14 protein-coding genes are annotated in these 23,619 nt (G+C 43.6%); 12 read left to right on the top strand and 2 right to left on the bottom strand.

Going from position 1 to position 23,619, the window contains the following annotated elements:
• Window positions 1–255: 255 nt before the first annotated feature.
• The 5 genes from ASG85_RS07815 (at window position 256) to ASG85_RS36625 (ending at window position 11,772) form a co-directional block, all read left to right on the top strand.
• Window positions 256–1,344, top strand: a complete 1,089-nt coding sequence (locus tag ASG85_RS07815) for a hypothetical protein (protein WP_057302459.1) — start codon at window positions 256–258, stop codon at window positions 1,342–1,344.
• Complete coding sequence (locus tag ASG85_RS07810) at window positions 1,334–3,019, top strand: hypothetical protein (RefSeq protein ID WP_057302460.1); 1,686 nt, start codon at window positions 1,334–1,336, stop codon at window positions 3,017–3,019. The genes ASG85_RS07815 and ASG85_RS07810 overlap by 11 nt, the downstream gene beginning before the upstream one ends.
• Window positions 3,016–3,465: a Mov34/MPN/PAD-1 family protein gene (locus ASG85_RS07805; protein WP_057302461.1), complete on the top strand. Its 450-nt coding sequence runs from the start codon at window positions 3,016–3,018 to the stop codon at window positions 3,463–3,465. Before ASG85_RS07810 ends, ASG85_RS07805 begins: the two co-directional genes overlap by 4 nt.
• 14 nt (window positions 3,466–3,479) lie before the next feature.
• Window positions 3,480–4,499, top strand: a complete 1,020-nt coding sequence (locus ASG85_RS36840) for a DUF3307 domain-containing protein (RefSeq protein WP_057302462.1) — start codon at window positions 3,480–3,482, stop codon at window positions 4,497–4,499.
• Window positions 4,500–5,037: 538 nt separating this feature from the next.
• Window positions 5,038–11,772, top strand: coding sequence for a glycoside hydrolase (locus ASG85_RS36625; protein ID WP_063860207.1), 6,735 nt, complete (start codon window positions 5,038–5,040; stop codon window positions 11,770–11,772).
• A 136-nt stretch (window positions 11,773–11,908) separates the two neighbouring features.
• Here the strand turns inward: ASG85_RS36625 and ASG85_RS07790 are convergent, their stop codons facing one another.
• The gene (locus ASG85_RS07790; protein WP_060645872.1) at window positions 11,909–14,512 is read right to left on the bottom strand and encodes a PAS domain S-box protein; all 2,604 of its coding nucleotides are present in this window, start codon (window positions 14,510–14,512) and stop codon (window positions 11,909–11,911) included.
• A gap of 153 nt (window positions 14,513–14,665) precedes the next feature.
• On the opposite strand from ASG85_RS07790, the gene ASG85_RS07785 reads away from it, so the two are divergent.
• Window positions 14,666–14,983 (top strand): hypothetical protein, encoded by a 318-nt coding sequence (locus tag ASG85_RS07785; RefSeq protein WP_060645871.1) that lies wholly within the window; start codon window positions 14,666–14,668, stop codon window positions 14,981–14,983.
• Window positions 14,984–15,578: 595 nt separating this feature from the next.
• Here ASG85_RS07785 and ASG85_RS07780 read toward each other — a convergent pair.
• Window positions 15,579–16,355, bottom strand: a complete 777-nt coding sequence (locus tag ASG85_RS07780; RefSeq protein WP_057302465.1) for a helix-turn-helix domain-containing protein — start codon at window positions 16,353–16,355, stop codon at window positions 15,579–15,581.
• A 136-nt stretch (window positions 16,356–16,491) separates the two neighbouring features.
• Here ASG85_RS07780 and ASG85_RS07775 point away from each other — a divergent pair, with 136 nt between their 5' ends.
• From ASG85_RS07775 to ASG85_RS07750, 6 genes are all read left to right on the top strand, one after another.
• A complete protein-coding gene (locus ASG85_RS07775) occupies window positions 16,492–17,538 on the top strand; it encodes an amidohydrolase family protein (RefSeq protein WP_235549183.1) in 1,047 nt (348 codons plus the stop codon).
• A 15-nt stretch (window positions 17,539–17,553) separates the two neighbouring features.
• Window positions 17,554–17,904 carry a Rieske (2Fe-2S) protein gene (locus ASG85_RS07770; protein WP_057302467.1) on the top strand — a complete coding sequence of 117 codons (351 nt, stop codon included), beginning with the start codon at window positions 17,554–17,556 and terminating at the stop codon, window positions 17,902–17,904.
• A 616-nt stretch (window positions 17,905–18,520) separates the two neighbouring features.
• Window positions 18,521–19,471 carry a carbohydrate ABC transporter permease gene (locus ASG85_RS07765; protein ID WP_057302468.1) on the top strand — a complete coding sequence of 317 codons (951 nt, stop codon included), beginning with the start codon at window positions 18,521–18,523 and terminating at the stop codon, window positions 19,469–19,471.
• Between the two features lie 13 nt (window positions 19,472–19,484).
• Entirely contained in the window at window positions 19,485–20,315 is an 831-nt protein-coding gene (locus ASG85_RS07760; protein WP_056608742.1) for a carbohydrate ABC transporter permease, read from the top strand.
• Between the two features lie 18 nt (window positions 20,316–20,333).
• Window positions 20,334–21,884 (top strand): response regulator transcription factor, encoded by a 1,551-nt coding sequence (locus ASG85_RS07755; protein ID WP_057302469.1) that lies wholly within the window; start codon window positions 20,334–20,336, stop codon window positions 21,882–21,884.
• On the top strand, window positions 21,881–23,590 hold the full coding sequence (locus ASG85_RS07750) for a sensor histidine kinase (protein ID WP_060645870.1): 1,710 nt from the start codon (window positions 21,881–21,883) through the stop codon (window positions 23,588–23,590). The genes ASG85_RS07755 and ASG85_RS07750 overlap by 4 nt, the downstream gene beginning before the upstream one ends.
• Window positions 23,591–23,619 lie beyond the last annotated feature (29 nt).

Below are 23,619 nucleotides of genomic sequence, written 5' to 3'. Positions count from 1 at the left end.
GGAAAGTTGAAATAAATTAATTAATCGAATTCTTCTTGCAAAATTTAATTACCGTCATGAAAATTGTATTTAAGTAAATTTTCAATAAAGGCAATGTTATTTGAAAGGACTTGTATTTACAACAGATATGAGAATTTTATGGTTTTTGTGTTCCAGATTTTGTATAATATAAAATATATTGAATAGGCTTGGTGAACTATATTTTTAGGAAATGATAATATTGCAAGTTGATAAATCTTATTTTTGGAGGCTACTATGACTCAAAGAAGTTCAAAATTTCGTGATATTATTAAATCGGATTATCGTTATAGAATCGATATTAATCCTTTGAATGCTTTATTTGAGAGTAGCCAGCTTCTATATAAAAGTGCGGAATTTAGCCAAGTTCAAGATAGAGTAAATGACATCATCGATAGGGAACTGAATGAAGATTTTGTTATCGGTGGTCATATTGATTTTAACTATCTACTTGAGAAAATCAAGACGCAAGAAGGTTTTTTAGATGCAGCTAACAGAGTATTCGACGTTAAGTTAGTTTCATTGTTTATTGATTTAAGAAATTTTACGAAAAGAGCAATGTTTATTGAAGATCCAGGGTTTGAGAATATATCCGAAATTGCAGTAATTAAGCAAAAAGCAATCTCAACATGGATTAAACTAGCTAGATTTTATCAAGGACATATTCATTCAATAACAGGGGATGGGCTAATGATCCTTTTTGGGGGAACTCAAGTCGAGGACCAGGATGAATGGACTGTTGGAGCAAGAGCTTTTCTTCTTGCTTTAAGGATTTTGGAGTCTACCAATATTCTAAATGACGAGCTAAAAGAAATCCTGAAAGCAAAAGGCCTGGGGGATTACTTAAAAGACAACAACCTTCTAGAAATAAAAGTTGGGATTGAATATTCGCCAAATACATTAATGAACCCACAAGGTGTTATTGTTACAAAACCTGAAGGGAATATTCCAGTTGGTGAAATAAAGGCAACCTCTTTTGAAGTTGATTTCTCAGCTAAATTATTAGGATACTATGGTGAGGCGAAGAGAAAAATAGAAGGTTCTCCTATGTATGGGAGAATTCTTTTGCTTGGAGAGAAGTACAAAGAGTTAATGAACTTTAACGATGAAACTGATATTATTTATCTAAATAAGTATACAAAACAAATGTTTAACAAAGAGCTATCTAGTTCTATTTACTATTTAGATTGTTCTGATTATAAAGATAAAATTATTAAAATTGAAGATGTTGTTGGGCTGTGTGATGTCTATGATAGTTCGGAGGCTGCTAAATCAGTTTTTGTTGATATAGCAAGGAAGGATACAAAAATTCAACATGGAAATTGAAAATAGAAGTCTCTACCAAGCCGAGTTCCAAGCCCTCGGCTTTTCTTTTATTAGTAATGAAATTGTCAAAGGTCGAATTCCGAAAGAAGGAGACATTGAAGGTAATTATATCCAAGTTGAGATACATTTGTTAGATTTCCCAATCAAACAGCCACCTATAAAGGTACTAAGCATAAATGGTAAAAGTAATTTATATAAAGATATGCCGAGATCGTGGAGACATATTGATGAAAAAGTTCTATCTACTAATCCTAAAGAATCAGAGTTCTATATCTGTTCATTACACAATTGGAGTGCAAAAACAAAATTCGGTGTTCAGTTCATTTACGATCGAATTCTTGATTGGTTTATTAGTAATGTAAATAATGAGTGGAGCAAGGATGATGACTTACTTTCTTGGCGCATTTTACCCCAGTTCAGTAATTCCTATTTGTATCTAAGTCAAGAATTTATTCAAGGCTTTAAAGAAATCGAAGTGACAAAATTATATGAAGTTTCTTTTGTACATTCTACTTACTTATTAGCTAACGGTATCACTGCAACAAGTAAAAAGAAGGGTACGGATTATGATTATAAAGTAATTAGGTTCCCTTCATATTTTGAGGAACCCTATTATTTTTTTGAAAAAGAGAGTAGGCATCTCCTAACTACGAACATAAAAAACAATTTTATCGACGATAAAAGTTTAGACTCTAATTTTACAGTGATAAGGCTTCCAAGCCATTTTAAATTTAAGACAACATATCAATTACTACAAACTTTGGTGTTGAATACCGATATTAAAAAGATTCTTCCTAAGCATAGAAATGTTCCAGTCATCGTTATGTATTTAGGAGATAGAGGGAGAACTGAATACATTTCATTTATTACATGTTTAGAGTTCATAGCTGATACAGAGATAACTAAGATAAGCTTGTTAAATATCGAAATAATACCTGAATCTCCATTAGGAATAGACAGTAGGATTGGTTTATTGGGTGTTGGGTCATTAGGAAGTCAAGTTAGCAAGATGCTTGCGCATAAGAAAACAAAATCTTTAGTCATATCCGATTTTGATATACTATCGATTGCAAATATAGGAAATCATGAATTAGAACCTTTTTTTCTGGGGACTAATAAAGCTCTGTCTATGAAAAAATATTTAAATTATAAATTTGCTCAAAGGGTAATTCCGGTCCTAACTGATAATGAGATTCTTGATTTATGTGATATTTTAGTTGTGACAGTCGGAAGGAAACAGTCATTTGATTTACTAGCGTTCAAGGAATTATTAGTTTATAAAAAACCAATTATCTGGGCTTGGAGCTCACCAAACAATATCTTACAAGAGATTATAGTTACAACGCCAAATACTGGTTGTTTAAATTGCTATTACAAACTTATTGAAGAAGACTTAGGACTTATACAATTTCATAAACAAGCTGAGAATGAAATCGCACAGTATCCATCCGAAACTATTGACTTATGTGGGAATCCTCATACGATTTCAATGTGGGAAAAAATGTCCTTTCTTGCGGGACAAATCGTAACATTAATATCCTACTTTTCAAAACATAAAAAATTTAAATATGATTATTACAACTATTACTGGGGGATGGATGAAATAATGCCTATTCATTCTTTTGGATATCTGGACCAAAATAATAATTGCTTCTGTAAGGGAGAAAGGGTTTGAATAGAAAAATTTATTTGTCTGAAAGAACAATGACTAAGATGCACGAATTGACAAAGGCTTACCCAGATGTCGAGAATGGTGGAATTATTTTCGGCAGAATGAATACACGATGGATAAAAATATACGATGTATCTGATGCGGGACCCAGAGCTAGAAGAAGTAGATACGGAGTTGTTTTCGATAATACTTATTTATTGGAATACACGAGTAGAAAAGAAGCAGAGGATCATTTTTTTGTTGGTACTTGGCATTCTCATCCATCTGGATGCAGTACATACCCATCAAGTACTGATAAAGAAACAATGGTTTTATTAAGTAAGAATTTTGAGATATGTTACTACCCTGTTTTCTGCATTACTAAGTTTGAAGACGGATTATTTAGCTTAAATTTTTATGAGTTAAACGAAAAACAAAGAATTGCTACCAGAGAGTATATTTTGTTTTAGGAAGTGGTACAAAATTGAGCGATAATGAAATAGTATACAAGGATATCTATAAGCATAAAATGGATTTTATCCAAAAAGCTATTGACGATACACAAAATACAATTCGCTTTACTGATGCTAAGGCTGGTGCAGTTATTGGTTTCTGGGGGATTATTGCAACTATTATAATTAAAATGTCAGATTCATTAAAAGATATTGCGTCCCCTCTTACATTAACCACCCACAGCTTTATAATTCTTCCACTATTTATTCTTATGTTGTTCTTCTTAATTAAAAGCGTTGCGCTTGCATATTTAGTAATTGTACCGAAAACTAATCCGGCTAAACATATCGACATGGATAATAGTAATTCTCAAGAATTATATTTTATTTCGTCTCTAAGTAAGTCGTTGGCAGGACGGTCCTTATATCGATTAACAGAAGAAATTAAGCTTAAACATTCAACCAGTAGCTATCATGAAAAGATGAGTAAATTAAGCCATGAAGACCTAATGCAAGAATTAATAATAGAACTACAAAAGGTTTCTTTTATTCGTACTATTAAAATGGAAAGAGTAAATAATGCCATTAATGCAGTAATAAGTTTTCTTATCTTAGTTTTAATCTTATCATTTTATTTATTTGGAAGATCATTAGTTAATGGGAGTTTTAACAGTATGATCAATTGGACCATTAATATTGAGCTATTGGCTGTACTTCTTATAGGTCATCTTATAGGAGATTATTTGCTTCAGACCGACAAACAAGCGATAAGAAAAAATACACAATGGATTCCACTTATCGTTCATTGTGCTGTATATACCATTGTATTGTTAATATTAATGTATTTATTATTAGGCATTTTTAATTGGACGATGATCTTTATTATATTTTTTACTCATGTAATTATAGATAAAGGAGAAATTGTTTCTTGGTGGGCGAGAAAAGTTAAAGGGATTGAAGACGTTAGTAAAGAAACAATCAGACCTGTTTTAATGGCGATTGATCAAACATTTCATTTGATAGTAATCTTTTTTATTAGTTATCTTTTCTAACAACTGAATATAACGATTCATTGTGCAGTATGCATTATCGATAAATTCCAATAAATAAAATGCACCATTCTCGATCAGTCTCATTTATAACTGCATGATGAACGATTTATCTCATTTATAATAATCAAAAATCTCAAGTAGACATTGAAAAAAGCACCCACATAGGTGCTTTTTAGTCTCAATTATAACCGTTACTCATATATTTTATATGAAATACTAAGTAAGATCAGTTGGTCTGCTTTACAACGTAATTTCAAAAAAACCTAAAAAGAATTGCATTTAAATGATGCGAATATTTGTGAAATGTATAAGAAATCAGTGAATTATTGAAGGAAAAAGCTGTGAATTCAGATTCACAGCTTTTTTATATGGCTATAGTTCGTAAAAAGCAAAGATTTGTTATAAATTTTGATGATTCCTTTAATGTAAGCGATTTCATTAATTTCTATACTATCCTTATTGGCTAATGATCAGAAATCAACAGCCAATGAAATGGGTTTCATAACGAAGCTATAAAGGGATTTGAAGGAGGATAAAGATGTTAAAACGCACCCTGGCAATGATCACTTCCGTTCTGGTAGCGGCCAGTCCTATTGGATCGACTGTAACACATGCGGCAGATGTTAACAGGACTTTAGTGAATATCAATGCAAGTTCAACTTTTCAAACTATTGATAACTTTGGCGCCTCAGACGCGTGGTCTATGGATCCGATTGGAAAGGAATGGTCTGAAAGCAATAAAGAGAAGATTGCCGATTTATTATTTTCACAGGATAAGGGGATCGGCTTATCAAGTTGGCGGTTTAACATTGGAGCTGGTTCCAGCGATACGGATAAAAGTATCATTACGATCCCTTGGAGAAGGGCGGAAAGTTTTAAGAAAGATGAGAATAGTGCCTATGATTGGTCGAAGCAAGCGGGCCAACAATGGTTTTTGAAAGCTGCAAATGATAGAGGTGTTAAAGATCTTATTGGATTTGTGAACAGCCCGCCAGTATGGATGACCAAGAACGGACATGCACAGCCGGATGCTTCCGTCGGCTCTACCAATCTTAAATCAGGTTATGAGGGCAAGTTCGCCGGGTTTTTGGCGGATGTTATGGATCATTTTGATAAATCAGGCATTCATTTTAATTATGTTAGCCCTATAAACGAACCTACTTGGGATTGGAATGGAGCCGGTCAAGAGGCGAACCGCTATAACAACACGGATATCATTAATGTTATTAATAGTCTCTATGCGGAGCTCCAAAATAGGAATTTAATGACTAAAATCAGTGCTCCGGATGGCGTCGAAATTCTGTCCCTGCTTGATGATGCCAAATATGCGCAATTTATGGCCACCTCCCAAAATCCTAACGATAATAAACTGCAATATCAGGGAGGAAGCAATAAATTAAATGTAGGGAAGTACCGGGAATATATAAAGGACCTACTGGGTAACCCTGAAATAGCTTCCAAAATTAGTAACAAGATTGCTTCCCATTCCTATTGGTCGGATACGGTTTCAGATCAGAATGGGGACCGCTTGGGGGAATTGCGGAAGCTGCTGTGGGAGAATCTGCAAAGCACCTTGCCGGGTTCCTCCAATTGGATGAGTGAATATTGCATCCTGGGTGATGTCGGGGAAATGCAGGGGAACGGCAGGGACTTGGGCATCGATCCTGCACTTTTGATAGCGCGTACGATTCATTATGATCTGTCTGTTGCGAATGCATCTGCTTGGCAATGGTGGACGGCTGTATCCAAAGGAGATTATAAAGATGGTCTGATCTATACGGATTACGGTACGCCGGGAGACGAACAATCCATTTATACTTCCAAAATGTTATGGGCGCTCGGTAACTATAGTAAATTTGTTCGTCCCGGCGCCAAGCGGGTTGCCATGACCGGATTGGCGGAGAATGATCCCAAGGGGCTGATGGGGTCGTCTTATTTGCATGAGGGTAATAATAAGTTGACCTCCGTTTTTGTGAACTACACTAATGAGGATAAGCCGGTTACCGTTCAACTGAATCAGTTGCCGGAAGGGAAAATAGTCTATCATCTTACGCCCTATGTGACGAACGCAAATGAGAGTTTGGCTCAGCATGACATGGTAACGGCCGATGCAGACGGTGCTTTCCAATATACCATTCCTGCAAGGTCTATAGTTACGTTGGACGGCAGCTATGCGGTGGCAAATCAAGCACCAGAAAAACCGAGTATTGATTCGATTAAGTCCTTGAATAAAGCAGCAGAAATCAGGATAAACGAAGTATCAAATGCTGAAAGCTATAGGATCGTCTACGGTACATCCCCGGACAATATGAATATGACGGCAGGTCCCGTGACGGGTTCAAACTACACGCTCCATGGCCTGGAGAATAATTCGATCTATTATATGGCGGTAATAGCTGTAAACCATTACGGTGACAGTGCTCCTTCGGATACGGTATCTGTGACGCCGAAGCTGAGTCCGCCACAACAGGTTTCCGCTAATCCCACGGATGGAGGGGTGGACATTCAATTCTCCGGTGACCCCAATGTTCCGCATTATCTGGCAAAGTGGGGGACCGCCAGCGGCACATACAACGGTACTGCTGAGATTGCAGGCCAAGTTGGATTATATAAAGGCACCATTACAGGCCTTACCAACGGAAGTCCCTATTACCTGGCAATCCAGGCACAGGACGGAGTGGATACCAGCTCCTTGTCTCCGGAAATGATGGTTATTCCAACTGTACAACCGCCAAGCAAGCTGATCACCATTCCAGGCGACGGCAAAGTTCAACTTGAATTCCCCGAGGTGCAAGGCGTCACCAAGTATTCTTTGGAGATGACGACGGAGAATGGGGCGCCAACCATCTTGGAGCTCCCTACGAATTCTTCAACTGTTGATCATCTGACCAACGGTCAAAGCTATTCCTTCCGAGTATCATCTGTTGGTGTGGGTGGAATCGGTCAACCAACAGCTAACGTTCAAGCAACGCCTCAAGCCGAAACCGTTACATGGGAAGATGATTTCCAGAATTCCACTATGAATTCCTACAATCCGGACGTCAGTGTATGGAATATGGAAAATGGTTTGCTCAAGCATCAATCCGGAGGAGATAACCAAGGCGAGCTTTCCATCAAAAATGTCAAAATGATTGACGGTACCATCTCTGCTACGGCCAAACATTCGGAGTTAGGCGCCGATTGGGGAATTGTATTCCGCGGCACGGATTATAATCATGCTTATTCTTTCGTATTTGAGAACGATGCTCTGTTCTTGCGGAAGAATGGTACGAATTTGACCAAACCGAAGGCCTTCTCGGCTAAGCTGAACCAGCTGTACCAGTTAAAAATCGTTTTGGATGGTCCGCATATTCAGGCATATTTGGATGGCGAACTGATCTTCGATGTGCTGGATTCTACTTACAGCAGCGGTATGGTGGGTCTGCATAGTTGGAGTAATGCGCAGTTTAGCTATTTAAAGGTTACCCGGGCGGATGGCTTGATGAAAGCTCCGGAGATCTACACCGTTCATAACGGCAACCATCGGATTGATCTGAAGTACGCGGAAGTCGATGGGGCAACCGCCTATACGGTACAATACGGGACAACATCCGATAACTTGCAGAATACATTGGCCGTAAGTGGAGGAAATGCTGCAGTAACCGGACTTAGCAATAATCAAGTTTATTATTTTAAGGTTGTGGCCACGAATGGCAGCATACAGACCGAATCAAGTGTAAAATCGGGTGTACCCCGCGATATCCAGGAACCGCAGCTGCTCTATTATGTGGATGCTGGTGACGGAAGTCCGGGGACTTTAGAAGATGGAGAGTCATTTGGGGCCCTGAACGGAGTGGAGGATCAAGCCTACGGGGTGGATCCGGTTACTGGGAATATGTGGGGATATGCAGCTGATGGTGATGCCACTTGGGCCCGAACAGACGCGAGCGGCAATTTCGAGACCATTCGGCAATATGACGGGAACGACTTGAATAAAGGTCTTGCCTATAAATTCAATCTTCCTAATGGGACATATCGGGTTACGGTCGGATTCTTCGATCCTTGGCATGATAGTAACCGCAAGATGGATTTGACCATTAATGGGACAACGAAGTTAACGGATTATGTGATTGGCAATAGCCAGGAAGCAAAGCAGTTTGACTCCATCCCTGTGTCGAATGGTCAGCTTGAAGTGAAGGTTATCAAGAAGGCCGGCCCTAAGCCTATGCTAAGTTGGATCAAGGTAGAGAAGGATTTGCTTTATTATGTAGATGCCGGAGATTCGAGCCCTGTTAAATTGGAAGCAGGCGAGGAGTTTGGGGTCCGAAACGGCGTGGAAGATCAAGCCTATCAGGAAGATCCTGTGACAGGATACAAGTGGGGCTATGACGCCGATGATTCTCAAACTTGGGCAAATCAAAATGAAGATCGCTGGAATAGCATTCGCCAGTACGATGGCAGTACAAACGGCAAAGGCCTTAGCTATCGGTTTGAAGTGCCTAATGGTATGTATAATCTGGATCTGGGTTTCGATGATCCTTGGGATAGTTCCGACCGGGTGATGGATCTTGAACTAGAAGGACAAAAAGTTCTTACCAACTATTTGACCGGATCAGGTCAAGACGTGAAACGGGTAGTGGGTATTTCAGTTACAGATGGAGAGCTTGACGTAAAGATTACGAAGCAAGGCAACAGTAAGCCGCTTATCAGTTGGCTCACGGTTCAGCATGATAACGGCATTCCCGTTCAACCGGTTATCAAACGCGTAGTTGAAGGGGATTCCAAGGTTACCCTGTATTTTGACGAGACCCTTAATGCCACTTATGACCTTGCTTATGGCACAGATCAAGGAAGTCTTACGCATCATGTTTCTGTGTCGGGAAATGTCAATCATTATACCGCCCAGAACCTGACAAATGGCACACCGTATTATTTCGCGTTAGCTACGGTTAGAGGGGACTTGTCCAGCCCCCTATCCGATGTGAAAACATCGACTCCTGTGGGCCCTGCGGACCCTAATCTTTATTATTTTGTTGATGCGGGAGCGACGGCCGTTCAAAACGGGGTTACACTCGGCGTGAAACAATCGGTTCCCGATCAGATTTTTGGAGTTGACCCTATCTCCGGAAAAAGCTGGGGATATGTTGCGGATGACGGGAAAACGTGGGCCAAGAGCGATGAAACAGATCCGTATCTGTCGATTCGCCAATACGATGGAACTGATAACGGGAAGGGAATCGCTTATAAATTTGAAGTTCCCCACGGAACCTATACCGTACAAATGGGTTTTGACGACCCTTGGGACTCGGCATCGCGATTGATGGACATCTATATTCAAAACGACCGCAAGCTTCAAAATTATGTCGTTGGCGACAAGCGGGAGATCAAGGAATTCACTGTGGACGTGGACACGGACCAGCTTGAGGTAAAACTGGTTAAGGCAGGCTCCGACAAGCCTGCTGTAGGTTGGATTTCCGTACGTTACGTGAAGCCGCTCTCGGGCTCAGTACCTATAACCGGAGTGTCACTCAATAAAACGTCAGCTTCGCTGCAAGTCAGCGGAACGACGACTCTCGAGGCGGCCGTCACACCGGGCAACGCAACTGACAAGACGGTACACTTTACCTCTTCAGCACCTAGCGTGGCTACTGTGACGAATGAGGTCTATAACGCGGCAACTGGAATAACAAGAGTAAATGTGACCGGAATTTCGGGGGGGATTGCAACCATCACGGCCAAAACGACGGATGGCGAGTTTACGGCCACTAGCCTGATCACAGTGGAACAGCCAATTGTATCCGTGACCGGAGTAACACTTGATAAAACCGCAGCAACGCTGGAAGTCGGCGGGACAGTGCTTCTCAAGTCCAGCATTACGCCAAGCAACGCAACCAACAAGGCGGTACGCTTCACCTCTTCAGCGCCTAGTGTGGCAACTGTGACGAATGCGGTCTATAACACGGAAACCGGAACAACAAGTGTAACTGTCACCGGAGGCTCGAGCGGAATCGCAACCATCGCGGCAACAGCAGTTGACGGGGGTATAACTGCTACATTCACTGTAACGGTGACAAGCAGCGGAAACGGCAATACTCCTAACCCGACTGAATCTCCTGACACGCCGAAAGTACCGGAAGCACCTGTCAGCGACATTCCAGGCAAGGTGAAAATAGGAAACCCTGTTGTCGAGACAGGAACAGCCAAAGTCACAGTGGATGCCGCAGCCTTGAACAAGGCCTTCAAAGGGTCGGCGGTTGCCCTTATTGAAGTACCGAAAACTGCGGGAGTAAATGTCTATGAGGTCAATTTGCCAACCTCGGCTTTGACAGCAGGCGACGATAAAAAAGTCGTATTGGCAACAGAAATCGGCACCGTCGCAGTACCTTCCAACATGTTGGGGGCTTCTGCGGGAGTGAGCGTGGTAGACGTTGCCTTGTCGATCGGCAAGGCGGATACAAGCAGCTTGGATGCGGAAACCAAAGCAGCTATCGGCAGCAAGCCGGTCATTGAGCTTAACTTAAAGGTGAATGGGTCAACCGTTGCTTGGAGCAACCCGGAAGCGCCGGTACTCGTATCGATCCCTTATACGCCTTCAGCCGAAGAGCTTGCAAATCCGGAGCATATTACTGTCTGGTACGTGGACGGAAACGGTCGGATAACAGCAGTCCCTACAGGAAAATATGATTCCACTGCCGGAAAAGTAACTTTCATGACTACGCACTTCAGTAAATATGCGGTCGTTTACGTCCATAAGTCCTTCCGTGACCTAGCTGATTATAGCTGGGCAAAAAATGCAATCGAGGTCATGGCGTCTAAAGGGGTTATTCAGGGCACATCGAACGAAATCTTTAAACCTGGCGAAGAAATTACGAGAGCTGATTTCGTTCAGCTTTTGGTTCGTACCCTTGGATTGACTGCCAAAACAGATGACCAATTTGCAGACGTCAGCTCTGATGCCTACTACGCCGAAGCGATAGCCATTGCCCTTAAGCTGGGAATTGCCACGGGGGTTGGCGGGAACCAATTCAGTCCGGATTCCATGATCACCCGTCAAGACATAATGGTGCTGATTGAGCGCGCGTTGAAGGAAGCGAAAAAAGAGATTGCAGCAGGATCGGAGGACAATCTTTCAGGATTTGCGGACAGATCGGAAGTCGCATCCTATGCGAAGCAAAGCGTATCTACGCTAATCAGGAATGGAATTATCAACGGGGACGGCAGCGGAATCAATCCGCTTGGGAATGCAACGAGGGCAGAAACAGCAGTGCTTATGTATAGAATATACAACGAGTAGGCATATTGGGCCATTAGCATCATTTTATGCTAATGGTCTTTTTTTTGCGTATCATAAGTCCCCCAGTATGAAAAGAGATCAACCAGAATGATCTAGTTGATCTCATCATACGACGGAGTCAAGCTAATACGACGCTTTAATGCGTAGTAGGAAGACTTATCTCTATCGTTGTCCCTTTATTTTCTTCACTGAACACGGCGATTTCCCCATTGTGATTTTCTATAATCCTTTTACTGACCATGAAGCCTAGTCCGGTTCCCTTTTCTTTTGTTGTGTAGAAGGGCTCTCCTAACTTAGAAAGAATGTATGCAGGAATCCCACACCCTTGATCAATAAAGCGAAGCAAGATATGATTTGGATCTTCATTTTTACTTTTTAATTGAATAACGATAATTCCGCCTTTTGGCATAGCTTCGATAGCGTTCTTAATAAAGTTAATACACACTTGTTTCAGTTGATTTTCATCACACAGAATAAGGGGAATCTCCGGATCAAACTCCGTGATGATTTGAACATTGTTGATAATGGCTTGGGTATCTAATAGGGTGGTCACTTGTGCTAGGAGCTTCCGAATATCTTTACGTTCCGTTTGAAAGATTTGAGGCTTTGCCAGAATCAATAGTTCACTTAGAATCATTTCAATTCGTTCGATTTCGGAGACCATGATGTCCAGATACATTTTTTTCTCGACGATGCCAGATTTCATGAGTTGAACGAATCCTTTAATTGCAGTGATCGGATTGCGAATTTCATGAGCAATTCCTGCCGCTAATTGACCTGCAATGGATAATTTTTCTGACCTAATCAACAGCTCTTCCGCTTGCTTTTTGTCAGTGATATCCCTTAGGATCATAGCCCAACCAATAATATGTCCATTCTCACCCCGCATAGCGAAGCTCGAAATCATAACCGTAAGAATAACGCCATCTTTTCTTTTTCTAATGGTTTCATGTCCTTCGAAGGCTTCAATCGATTTAATTCTATTCAAATTTTGAATGGCCTCTGGTTTGAGTTCAATGGGTATGTTGGGTAAATCAAGTAGATGGAGTCCAACAATTTCTGACTCTGTCCATCCGTACGTTTTTTCAAAGGCATGATTGATTCTTGCTACTTTTTCTTCTAAATTAAGGATAAGAATTGGATCTACATTTCGATCAATAAAGGATTCAAGCTGGTCTTTCGCTGCATTCAGTTCTTGCTCCGCACGTTTTCTTTCACTAATATCTCTTCCCACAGCTAATACTTTAACAATTTCCCTGTCTTCATTACGTATGATTTTTGCCGTTGTTTCAAACCAGACATAGTGTCCTTGTTTATGACGAACTCGGCTAGTAAAAGTATCTACATCTGACTTTTGCAGAATATTTTCATCGATAAAGGAAGCAATATCATCCGGGTGCCAGAAGTCGATTGCGACTTTGCCCACATATTCATCAGGCTCATATCCAAGTAAAGTCTTAATGGCAGGGGAAGCATAACGAACTACGCCATCAGGCGTTGCAAACGTTATAATATCCTGCGCATTCTCTGAAATGAGTTGGTATAAATTCTGACTTTCTTCTAATCTTTTCCACAATTCTTTTCGGTATGTGATATCACTAGCAAGTCCGTAGACACCAATGACTTGCCGATTGACAAAGATCGGAACATTAGTCACATCGAAGGTCGTGTGTCTCCCTGTCTTATTTATACCTGATGCCTCGTATCGTTGCGCAAAACCTTTTGTCGCTTGAATGAAATGATGCTCTACCTGTTCATAATCTGTAGGATCTACGACCGAACGAAAGTTTATCGGATTCTCTATCATTTCCTGTTTCGTATAACCCATCAGCTCTTCAAAAGATTGATTAATAGACGTGTAGTTACCCTCCAAATCCATCGAATAAATTAAATCCGGATGATAATCGAAAAGGGATTTATAACGCTGTTCGTTGTCCTGTAAGTTGCGCTCTTTCTTGATTCGTTCGGTAATATCTCTGGAAACAACAATAATTTCTTTCGTCTCACCAGTTTCAGAATCGATAAGGGAGCTGCTGGTCGACTCGGTCCATATATAATTCCCATCCTTTTTTCGTATCCGAATGATCCTGTTGGATTTCTTGTCTGTTTGAAGGATAGCTATATGATCCTGAATGGCCACTTGGATATCTTCAGGATGAAGAAATTCATAACCTGCTTTCCCGATCATTTCTTCAGGCGTATACCCAAGAACTTCATAACAAGAAGGAGAGGCGTAGAGATAGGTTCCGTCAGGGTTGTGCATGGTAATGAAATCAAAAGCGTGTTCCACAACGGATCGATAGCGCTGCTCTCTTTCTATTAAAAGGCGCTTTTTCTCCTGTATTTCGTTATAAGTGATCTTTTGATCGGTGATATTGATAACCTGAGAAATGAAAAATAGGGGTTCTCCAGCTTTATTTTTTACTAAAGAGACCGTTATTTGAACCCATACAATCTCGCACTCATGCTTAATCAGACGTTTTTCCATTTGGTATGATTCTCTCATACCGGCTATTAATTGGTCCCTAAGCGCAAGATCAAGGTCTAAATCATGGGGATGTGTCATTTCTTGTACGGTCTTAAGGAGCAATTCTTCCTCAGACAAGCCTAAGATCGAGCAGACAGTTGAATTTGCTTTGAGTACGTTTCCATTAATCGCCACTAAAACCATACCAATCGGAGCATATTGAAAGGCTTGAAAAAACAAGGTTTGATTCTCTAGCTGGTGCTCAATTAGCATTTCGTAACCCTCCCGTGATAACTCGATGTAAGAATTGTTCTATGGAAGAGATCTTTTCTCCTTCTCGCATTTCAAAACAAATATCGAGTTGCTCTTTTTTTGGATTCGAAAATACATTTAGACGCGAAATCAGATTAAACGGGGGAGCGACTCATGCCCAGAATAGGAACCTTCTATCAGAACCATTTGAAGCGGAAAATGTTTAATAAAATATTGTTTCTCTATTCCATTGCGCTGATTATCCTGTTTGTCACCGTGGCCTTCTTAGCCTATCGGTACTATGAACAGCGCGTTATTTCGGAGAAAATGGATGAAAACTTGCAAATGATCGATATTGTCAGCGTTTACATGAATCAGCAGGTAGAGAGAATGCAGTCCAATATTCAAGAGCTGTACACAGATGCGGCCGTCAGCGAAGATTTGAATTATTTTCTGATGCTTGACTATTTGCCTACTTGGAACATCGATTAAATCGCTATTATATGAATGAAAATTACCAAGGCAAAGGGATAGACACATATCTCAAATCGATCGTAAATGAAGAGGCGGGAATCGAGTACCTCATTCTATATAGGCTCAGAAGCAGTATGATGAATGGAAGAAAACGAATAAATAAGGCTTGATAGAAGCAACAAAATGCAGAGGGAAACGGATGTACAGCATCATACCGTTTCCCTTATTTTTTACGCACGAAATCATATCGCCTAGAAGTGAGAATTTACATAGTCTTGATTAAATGAATGGGAGGTTATTTGATGAAAAAGCATGGCTAATGTTCTTATTTTTGATTTGTCTTGTCTTGCCTTTATCGATTTCGGCTAAACAACCCCAATCCTCGTATTGGTTTCCGGAACAATTGTTCCAGTGGAGTCCGGAAAGCGATTAGGATGCGGAGTTTAACCGGAGCATGTGAAGCTTATCATTGTGAAGGCGACGCAAGGCGGCGATACGGCGGTATTTACGAATTCGAGGTAAATGGGCTGGAATAGGCACGTAGGGACAGGTTCAAGTCCTTCACCGGGAACGGTGGAGGACCTGTTTTGTTTTTATGTCGGATCTATCATGATTACATTTTCCCGAGCTTCAAAGAGTGGGAAGGTGGATGCCCGACGACTTTCTTGTACATGTAGTTGAAATAGGTCTGGTCGCAGTAGCCGAGCGAATCCGATATTTCCCCGATCGTCATATTCGTCGTCAGAAGCAGCTCCCTTGCGGAGGTGACGCGTATCTCATGCATATATTCTACCGGCGTTCGTCCGGTTACTTCCTTGAACACATTCGAAACATAATTCGGACTTCGGTCGACATGCTGGGCGAGATCTTGTATCCGTAGAGGTTCCCGATAATGCTGAACGATATATTGCTGAATCCGCAGCGCGAGACTTCGACGCGAGGAGGAGAACGCCTCGTTCGTAAATTCACGCTGTACAAGTCCAAGTATCTCCGTCAATATGCCTTCGGAAATCATCTCATAAAAAGGCATCTTGCCGATCCACGATTCGTTGAGAACGGAGAAGCGCTGCTTGATGTAGTCAAAACCGATCGGACGGTATTGCAAGTAGGGCTCGCTGCTGAATCCAGTAAGCTTATCGAGAGGTAAATCACTAAAGTGAGCAGAGTACATATGGTGGGGCTCACTCTCATCGGCTTCTGCGGCCCGCCAAGTGCCTTGGGTTAGGAACAGTCCTTCCCCCTTCGAAATGAATAATGTCCGGTCACCAATTGCGTAGCGTACTTTTCCTTTTACGACGAGCAGTATAATATGATGCCGAGTCGGGCCAAGGTCCACATGCCAATTCGATCCGGCCGGTTGTTGGTCGAATATAATATGTTCGATCTTCATCAGAAACGTCTCCCCTCGGTCCTTCGAAAATCGTAGAATCCTTAAAAAAACTGTATGATTACCAATCGTAACCTCTATCAAAAAAAATTACAATAAGGACAGACGAAGGAAAGGGGTTTGATGTATGAACAAGGAAATGAAATGCATTGATGTCGATGTCCATAACGACCTGAAGAGTCCGCAAGAATTGCTGCTGTATTTGCCAGAGCCGTGGAGATCTAGAGTAGCGAGCTCGGGGCTTGGCTTTCCTGGGCACGGATATTGGTCTCCGGTCGGCGTCGTCCGCAAGGATTGCATTCCGCCTTCCGGAGGACCTTCTGCTTCCGATCCGGATTATCTCGTTAAGGATCTTGTCGAGCAGTTCAACATGGATAAAGTGATCCTAACGGGCAACTTGACGAACTCCTCGACGATCCATGATCCGGATTACGCAGCAGCGCTAGTCTCGGCCTACAACGATCATATTGTCGCCGACTGGCTGCCGAAGCACGAATCATTCCGGGGTTCGATCACTATCGCTCCGCAGGATCCGTCCCTCGCTGTGAGGGAGATCGAACGGCTGGCCGATCATCCGGCAATGGTACAAGTTCTCATGGGCAGCGCGCAGCGTGCAGGGCTCGGACAGCGCCAGTTCCATCCGATTTACGAAGCAGCCGAGCGGCATGGTCTGCCCATTGCCATTCATCCGGGGGGCGAAGGCGCAGCAGGGATGCCGGCCCCGACGCCAGCCGGTTATCCGACCCGTTATCTAGAGTGGCATACCTGCCTTTCGCAAAATTATATGGCACATCTTACCAGTCTCGTCTGCGAAGGCGTATTCGAGAAATTTCCGAAGCTGAAGTTCGTGATGCTGGAGGGCGGCATTGCTTGGCTTCCACATCTCATGTGGCGGTTGGATAAAAACTACAAGGCATTGCGTTCCTCGGTGCCATGGCTTAAGCGGCTGCCGAGCGAGTATATCCGGGAACACTGTATGTTCTCCACACAGCCGATCGAGGAACCAGATGACCCTAAGCAGCTGATCTCGATCTTCGATATGATCGATGCCGAGAATATATTGATGTTCTCCAGCGACTATCCACATTGGGACAACGATATGCCGACGGAGATTTTGAAGCGGCTTAGCTCCGAAGCGCGGCAAAAAATATTTTACGAGAATGCCAAAGCGTTGTATCGCATATAGGAGGGGGGATGAACAATGGCAATCCATTATGTAGCTGAAGCGGATGATATTCGGGAAGGCCAGAGCAAGATCGTGGATGTCGAGGGCCGGTCTATCGGAATCTACTGCGTAGGAGGCGAATATTACGCGCTGCATAACAGGTGTCCGCATGAAGGCGCTCCGTTGTGCAAAGGTCCGGTTTGCGGAACAACGCTGCCGTCCAAGGTATACGAATACGAATTCGGCCGCAATGGCGAGCTGGTGCGTTGTCCTTGGCATGGCTGGGAATTCGAGATCAAGACTGGGAAATCGATCTTTGACGAGAAAGTTCGAACGAGAAGCTATAAGGTTCAGGTCGATAACGGCAAGATCGGGATCGTCATTTAGAGGAATTCTTCCTGTCGTCCAAGAGGATTTTATCTCGCGAATATTGCTCGGGGAATATCGGGATGACTTGTCGATCGCGTATTATTCCAAAGTAGCTTCCGTATCAAAGTGTGACGTATTACGCCAATCCGAAATCGATACCTTTATTAGAATCTTGACAAAACAACCTCTCGCGGGCCGTCTAGCCTTTGGGAGGTTGTTTTTGTCGATATTGCGTCGGCGTGATGCCGACCGCTTTCTTGAGAGCATATAGAAATACCCGGCGCTCAGAAATTCACAGCAGTGATTTTGAGAGGAGAGGACTATATCAGTTAACCTAACCAATCACCAGGCAACCAAGACACTGCTGGTGATTTCTCTTACCCGCATTTCCACGCAAAGACTCCGCTTTGTGGGGTTATTTGGCAGGAGCATGAATCCGGGTCCAGAATTTCTCCAGTTATGTGCAATATATATAAAGTTTAAGGGGGGGATTGTCGAAAAGGGTGGTGCTATAATGGCGTTACCAATACAAAGAAGGGGGCAATACCCATGAATACTAGCGTGAAGCATTGGATTTCCTCGTTGGGGCTACGAGGCCTTCTGCCAGCAGATGGAATAAAGGAGGTCGGAAGGGATGACTGATTTATCCGTAAAGTCTGACATCACTCCGGCTGTAAGTGTGAGAGCCCTAAACCCCTTTCGACTCTTTTGGAGAAAGTATGGCGCCGCGTACCTCATGCTGCTGATTCCTGTTTGCTGCTTTGTTATTTTTTCCTTATACCCGATTGCTTGGGCGGTTAAATACGTTTTTTATTACTATGATGGAGTTAGGCCGGAGCGGTTTACGGGGCTGGCAAATTTCCGAGGACTGATGGATGATCAAATTTACTGGTCTAGCCTCTGGAAGCAGGCTCTTTTCTCCCTGAAAATCATCCTTGAGCTTCCTCTGGCCTTTATGCTGGCTCTGTTCCTCAGTTCGCAAATGAAAGGAAAAAATGTGTTTCGGGCCATGTTTGTTATGCCTTACATTCTGCCGGCCTCAACGATGGCCTTGGTGGTTTATATCCTGCTGAACCCTTACAACGGGGGGCTTAATCAGCTGCTGCTCGCCTTAAACCTGATCGATCAACCCATTGCCTTCCTGTCAGGCGGGTGGACAGCTTTTGTTAGCGGGATGCTTTTAGACGCCTGGCAGAATTTCGGGATCAATATGCTGCTTTTACTTGTAGGTCTGACCAGCATTCCGAAGGATGTCTATGAAAGCGCTGATATCGACGGAGCTACGGGGTGGACCAGGGTGCGTTATATCTCCCTTCCAATGATGGGGCGGATTCTGCAGATGATTTTGTTCCTGTCTATTCTAGGGACACTCAAGTCGATGGGCCCCTTTCTCGTCCTTACTGATGGTGGACCGAACTATGCTACCGAGCTGACCTTCTTGTATATTTTTCATCAGTTTTTCGGAGGAGATGCAGGCACCAATTATGGCTACGGAGCAACGGTGGCGGTGTTTACCGCACTTATCCTGGTCGTGATATCGATAGGCTACTTCAAGTTGACTAAGAAAATGGATTATCATAATTAAGGAGGACAGCAAAGTGAAACATCTGTTAAAGTGGTTAAAGTATGTAATTTTGTCTGTCGTCGCCATCCTAACATTGATTCCGGTGCTTTACGTCTTGTTTTATTCCTTCAAATCCAATCAGGAACTGATTACAGGTGGCGGCTTGCTACCTCGGAAGTGGATATTCTCCAACTATTCGGAGGTATGGGAAGAGCTGAATTTCTCCCTGTATTTCTATAACTCGGTGGTTTTTGCTACGGTTAGCTCTGGGCTGAGTGTGTTTATGGGGGCGATGTCTGGGTATGTTTTTGCCAGAACCCAATTCCCTGGAAAACGACTACTCTCTCTGTTGGTTATCGGGGTGATGTTCGTCAGCCTAGGTCCAATGACTTTGTTTCCAAAGTTCAAGCTCGCCGTGGATTGGGGATTGACGAACAGTATTTTTACGATCCCACTTGCTGCCTTGTATGGTTTGGGGGCTAGTGTTTTCCTGTACGAAGGCTTCGTTAAATCGCTCGGCAAGGAGATGGATGAGGCGGCAATTGTTGATGGGGCATCCTATTTCAAGCGTTTTTATCGACTGACACTGCCGTTGATGGCTCCGATTACCGCTACTTTTTTCCTGTTGGAATTTATTGCGGAATGGAACACTTATATTTTCCCATTAGTCATGAGTATCGGTAATCCGGATACCAAAACACTGACTGTAGGTGTGGTTGAACTGCGGAATATGGGTTCTGGAGCAGCAGCCTGGAACTTGTTGCTGGCGGGCTCGATGATTTCGGTTATTCCCGTACTTGTCGTATTTATTGTTTTAAACCGGCAAATTGTAGGTGGACTTGCGCAAGGTGCTGTGAAAGGTTGACAGATCGGAGGATGCAGCATGTATAAAGTGTTGATTGTGGATGATGAGCATTTTATTCGGGAAAGACTAGTCACAATTATTCCTTGGGAAGAATACGATCTCGTGGTTGCCAGTGTAGCAGAGGATGGAGAGAGTGCCCTGGAGAAAATCCGGGCCGTTTCTCCGGATATTGTCATTACGGACATCAGAATGCCGGACATGACAGGACTAGAGATGATAGCCCGGGCTGAGGCCTATCGGCCGAATACCCAGTTTATCATTCTCAGTGCTTACAGTGAATTCGATTATGCCCGCAGAGCACTCCAGTTGGGTGTAACGGATTATCTTCTCAAGCCGACGAAGCCTGAAGAATTACTGCAGGTTCTTCTTAAGCAGGTGGATAGGCTGGAGCAACTGAAGGTGCTAAGAGAACGTGACCGCCGCAATCGCTATTACGAGGAATCCATCCGCTCCCAGTATATTCAAGAGCTCATATTAGGAGATCAGCCTGGCTATGAGTGGAAAGAGGAGTGTGTTCAGGTAGGGCTGAAATGGCTGCTAGATGGCGAGTTGAGACTGCACCTGATTACGTTGGATGGGGCTGACCAACACGGTCATATAGAGACTGCTAAGATTGACCAGTTTGCCGTGCAGAATGTCATGTTCGAGCTTATAGCCGAATACGAGGCTATTTGCCCGATTCGCCTTTCCTTCGGTAAATGGCTGCTGGTTACGGGAGGCATCAGCTCCCAAGAGGAGCTCCTTGTCTTTGCCTGGCGATTATACGATTGTATAGACCGATTCACCAAAAAGAAAGTACACATTATGATTTCAGAGCCTGGACAAAGTCCGCTCCAACTGTCGAGATTATTTTGGGAAACAGAGAAAATGATGGAATATATGGGAGCGAATCCGGAGGAGCCGGTTCGCTTTCTTTTGCCGTCTCGAGACGAAATGGCCTATGTGCAATGGACGAAGCCTATGGCGGAGCTCATCGGGTGGATGCTGCAGGGGGATACAGACCGAGTGATAGAGTGGCTCAACCAACTGGCTCCTGCCTTTGTGGAATGGGATCTGAATGCGGCTCAGCGTTGGTGCTTTGAATGGCTGTCCACGATCCGGGAGCATGCTGGGGCCCAGGGTGAAGGACTTTTGCCGAGTACAGATGACTTAAGGATGCGCATCTCCGGTCATTCGAAAATCAAGGAACTTCTGTATTTCTTTACCCATGAGATCCATCATTTGCTCCGTCAGCGGCATGGCAAAGGCCTTCATCGGTTGATTCGTCTTGCCCTGGAGCGGATTGGCAGGGAATACGAACAGGATCTCCAATTGACCACCATTGCCGAGGATTTAGGCCTTTCCCCGGTTTACTTAAGTGAGCTGTTCAAGCAGCAAACGGGAGTCACTTTCCGTGTACACCTGCTTCGGGCCCGCATGGGCGCAGCCATTAGGCTGCTGAAAGATCCCACGCTTAAGGTTTATGAGGTGTCCTATAAAGTCGGGTACAACAAGGTAGAGCATTTTGTGAAGTTGTTCAAAAGGGAATATGGCATGACACCCTCGGAGTATCGGGGGGCTCTAGTATGAAGAAACGCCGCCCGCCTTTCCGTCGGTTTCACCAAAAGCTGTTCTTGCTTATGATCGCATTGGCGCTCCTCCCACTTCTGGTTGTCGGCCTTGTTAATATCCTTGTGACCTCCAATTTATTTACCCGGCAATTGGAAGAAAGCGCGGACTTGATCCTGTCCCGCACAGCTGCCCCTCTAGGGCAGCTATATCAGGAATTCCAAACAGCAGAGGGGCTGTTTCTTCAGGATGAAGAGCTGATGCAAGCTTTTGCAAATCCGCAAGCTCCTATTCTCAGGCAGGTAGAGGTGGCCAACCGGCTATCACAGTACCTGACCAATATCAAGTATATTAACGCGGACTTTCGCGTTTCCTTTCTCTTGCCTCGAAATCACTATCTTTCCAGCTACGGCCTTCCTGTAAAAAATGATCCCGCACGTATTGAGAGTTTTTCCCTGGATAAACGAACACTTGAACACGTTTACTGGCTGTCTGACGATAAAACAGCGGGGGAATTCACCTGGGTCGTTCCTTTAGGAAGTGTTGCCGCTCAGCAATTGCACGGTTGTCTGCTGATTACCATCCCGTACAGCTCCATGAGTGCAATGCTGGAAGGGCCGCAGCATCTTGGCCAAAGCCAATATCTTATTGTTGATGCCGGGAGTGGAAGATTAATCCGTTCTCCGGGAACGGTGGAGAATGCGGATCTCCAGTCGAGAATCCTTCATCTTCCTGAAGAGAAGAGTATGGACAAGTCGGAATACAGCTTTACAGAAGGGGATAACTATTTTTCCATACGAACGATTGGGGCGGAATGGATGCTGCTCGGCATTGTACCACGGCATCAAGTGCTGCTGCCGCTCTATAAGGTATATCAATGGACCATCGGCCTGGTGGGGCTATTGCTGTTGGGTATGACGCTGCTCTCCATCAGGCTGGCACGGAATTTCTCCCGGCCGATTGAACGGTTGGCCTCGCTGGTTGTCCGAAAGAAAAGCGAGGGGGCCAACATGCACATCCCGCCTTTGGTGCGGGCGGATGAAATCGGCGTCCTCTATGACGGGATTCGTGAACTGTTAATGGAAATCCGTCAGGAGCAGGTACTGAAGAAGGAGTACCGACTGAGGCTGTTGCAGTATCAGATTAACCCGCATTTTCTCTACAACAGCCTGGATACTATCCAGTGGAAAGCGCTGGAGCACAAGGATCGGGAGCTTACTAATATGATTGAATATCTAAGCGGCTTTCTTCGAGGAGGCCTGGATCAGATCGATGTCGTGACCGTTGAGCAGGAGCTAAGGCACCTGAATAACTATATTGGCATGCAGCAAATCCGCTACAAGGGGCAGTTTACGATTACCATCCAGATCCCTGAGGAATTCATGCAGCAGGAGATTGTGAAAATCTCGCTTCAGCCGCTGGTGGAGAACGCCATCATGTACGGAATGAGCCGCCAGGCGGGTGGAAGTCTTATCAAGGTTGAAGGCTGGCGCGTAGCAGAGGGTGCTTTTTGTATTAGTGTCTTTGATGATGGACAAGTTCTGGACGAGGAGCGGGTACAGCGGCTCCTCAGCGAGCAGGTTCCCGATCCGGACTCCTTTGGCATCCGTAATGTTCATGAGCGGATCCGACTCTATTTTGGTGAAGATAGTGGCCTGCGGATGAAGAAGTTGGAGCAGGGAAAATGCTTTGAGCTGCTGCTTCCCTTTGTGGAAAGGCTTCCATAATCGTGGCTGGTTTGTCAGTAAATACGAGT

The organism is Paenibacillus sp. Soil724D2 (genome assembly GCF_001427935.1).
In the GTDB taxonomy this organism is placed as follows: domain Bacteria; phylum Bacillota; class Bacilli; order Paenibacillales; family NBRC-103111; genus Paenibacillus_E.
Note: the sequence above shows the minus strand (reverse complement) of the source record. Positions and strands in the feature narration are given on the sequence as shown.

Coding starts and splice junctions, on each gene's coding strand:
- ASG85_RS07815 (WP_057302459.1), top strand. CDS start 256: ATGACTCAAAGAAGTTCAAAATTTCGTGATATTATTAAATCGGATTAT.
- ASG85_RS07770 (WP_057302467.1), top strand. CDS start 17,554: ATGGCAATCCATTATGTAGCTGAAGCGGATGATATTCGGGAAGGCCAG.
- ASG85_RS36625 (WP_063860207.1), top strand. CDS start 5,038: ATGTTAAAACGCACCCTGGCAATGATCACTTCCGTTCTGGTAGCGGCC.
- ASG85_RS07785 (WP_060645871.1), top strand. CDS start 14,666: ATGCCCAGAATAGGAACCTTCTATCAGAACCATTTGAAGCGGAAAATG.
- ASG85_RS07755 (WP_057302469.1), top strand. CDS start 20,334: ATGTATAAAGTGTTGATTGTGGATGATGAGCATTTTATTCGGGAAAGA.
- ASG85_RS07750 (WP_060645870.1), top strand. CDS start 21,881: ATGAAGAAACGCCGCCCGCCTTTCCGTCGGTTTCACCAAAAGCTGTTC.
- ASG85_RS07765 (WP_057302468.1), top strand. CDS start 18,521: ATGACTGATTTATCCGTAAAGTCTGACATCACTCCGGCTGTAAGTGTG.
- ASG85_RS07810 (WP_057302460.1), top strand. CDS start 1,334: ATGGAAATTGAAAATAGAAGTCTCTACCAAGCCGAGTTCCAAGCCCTC.
- ASG85_RS07775 (WP_235549183.1), top strand. CDS start 16,492: ATGAAATGCATTGATGTCGATGTCCATAACGACCTGAAGAGTCCGCAA.
- ASG85_RS07780 (WP_057302465.1), bottom strand. CDS start 16,355: ATGAAGATCGAACATATTATATTCGACCAACAACCGGCCGGATCGAAT.
- ASG85_RS07790 (WP_060645872.1), bottom strand. CDS start 14,512: ATGCTAATTGAGCACCAGCTAGAGAATCAAACCTTGTTTTTTCAAGCC.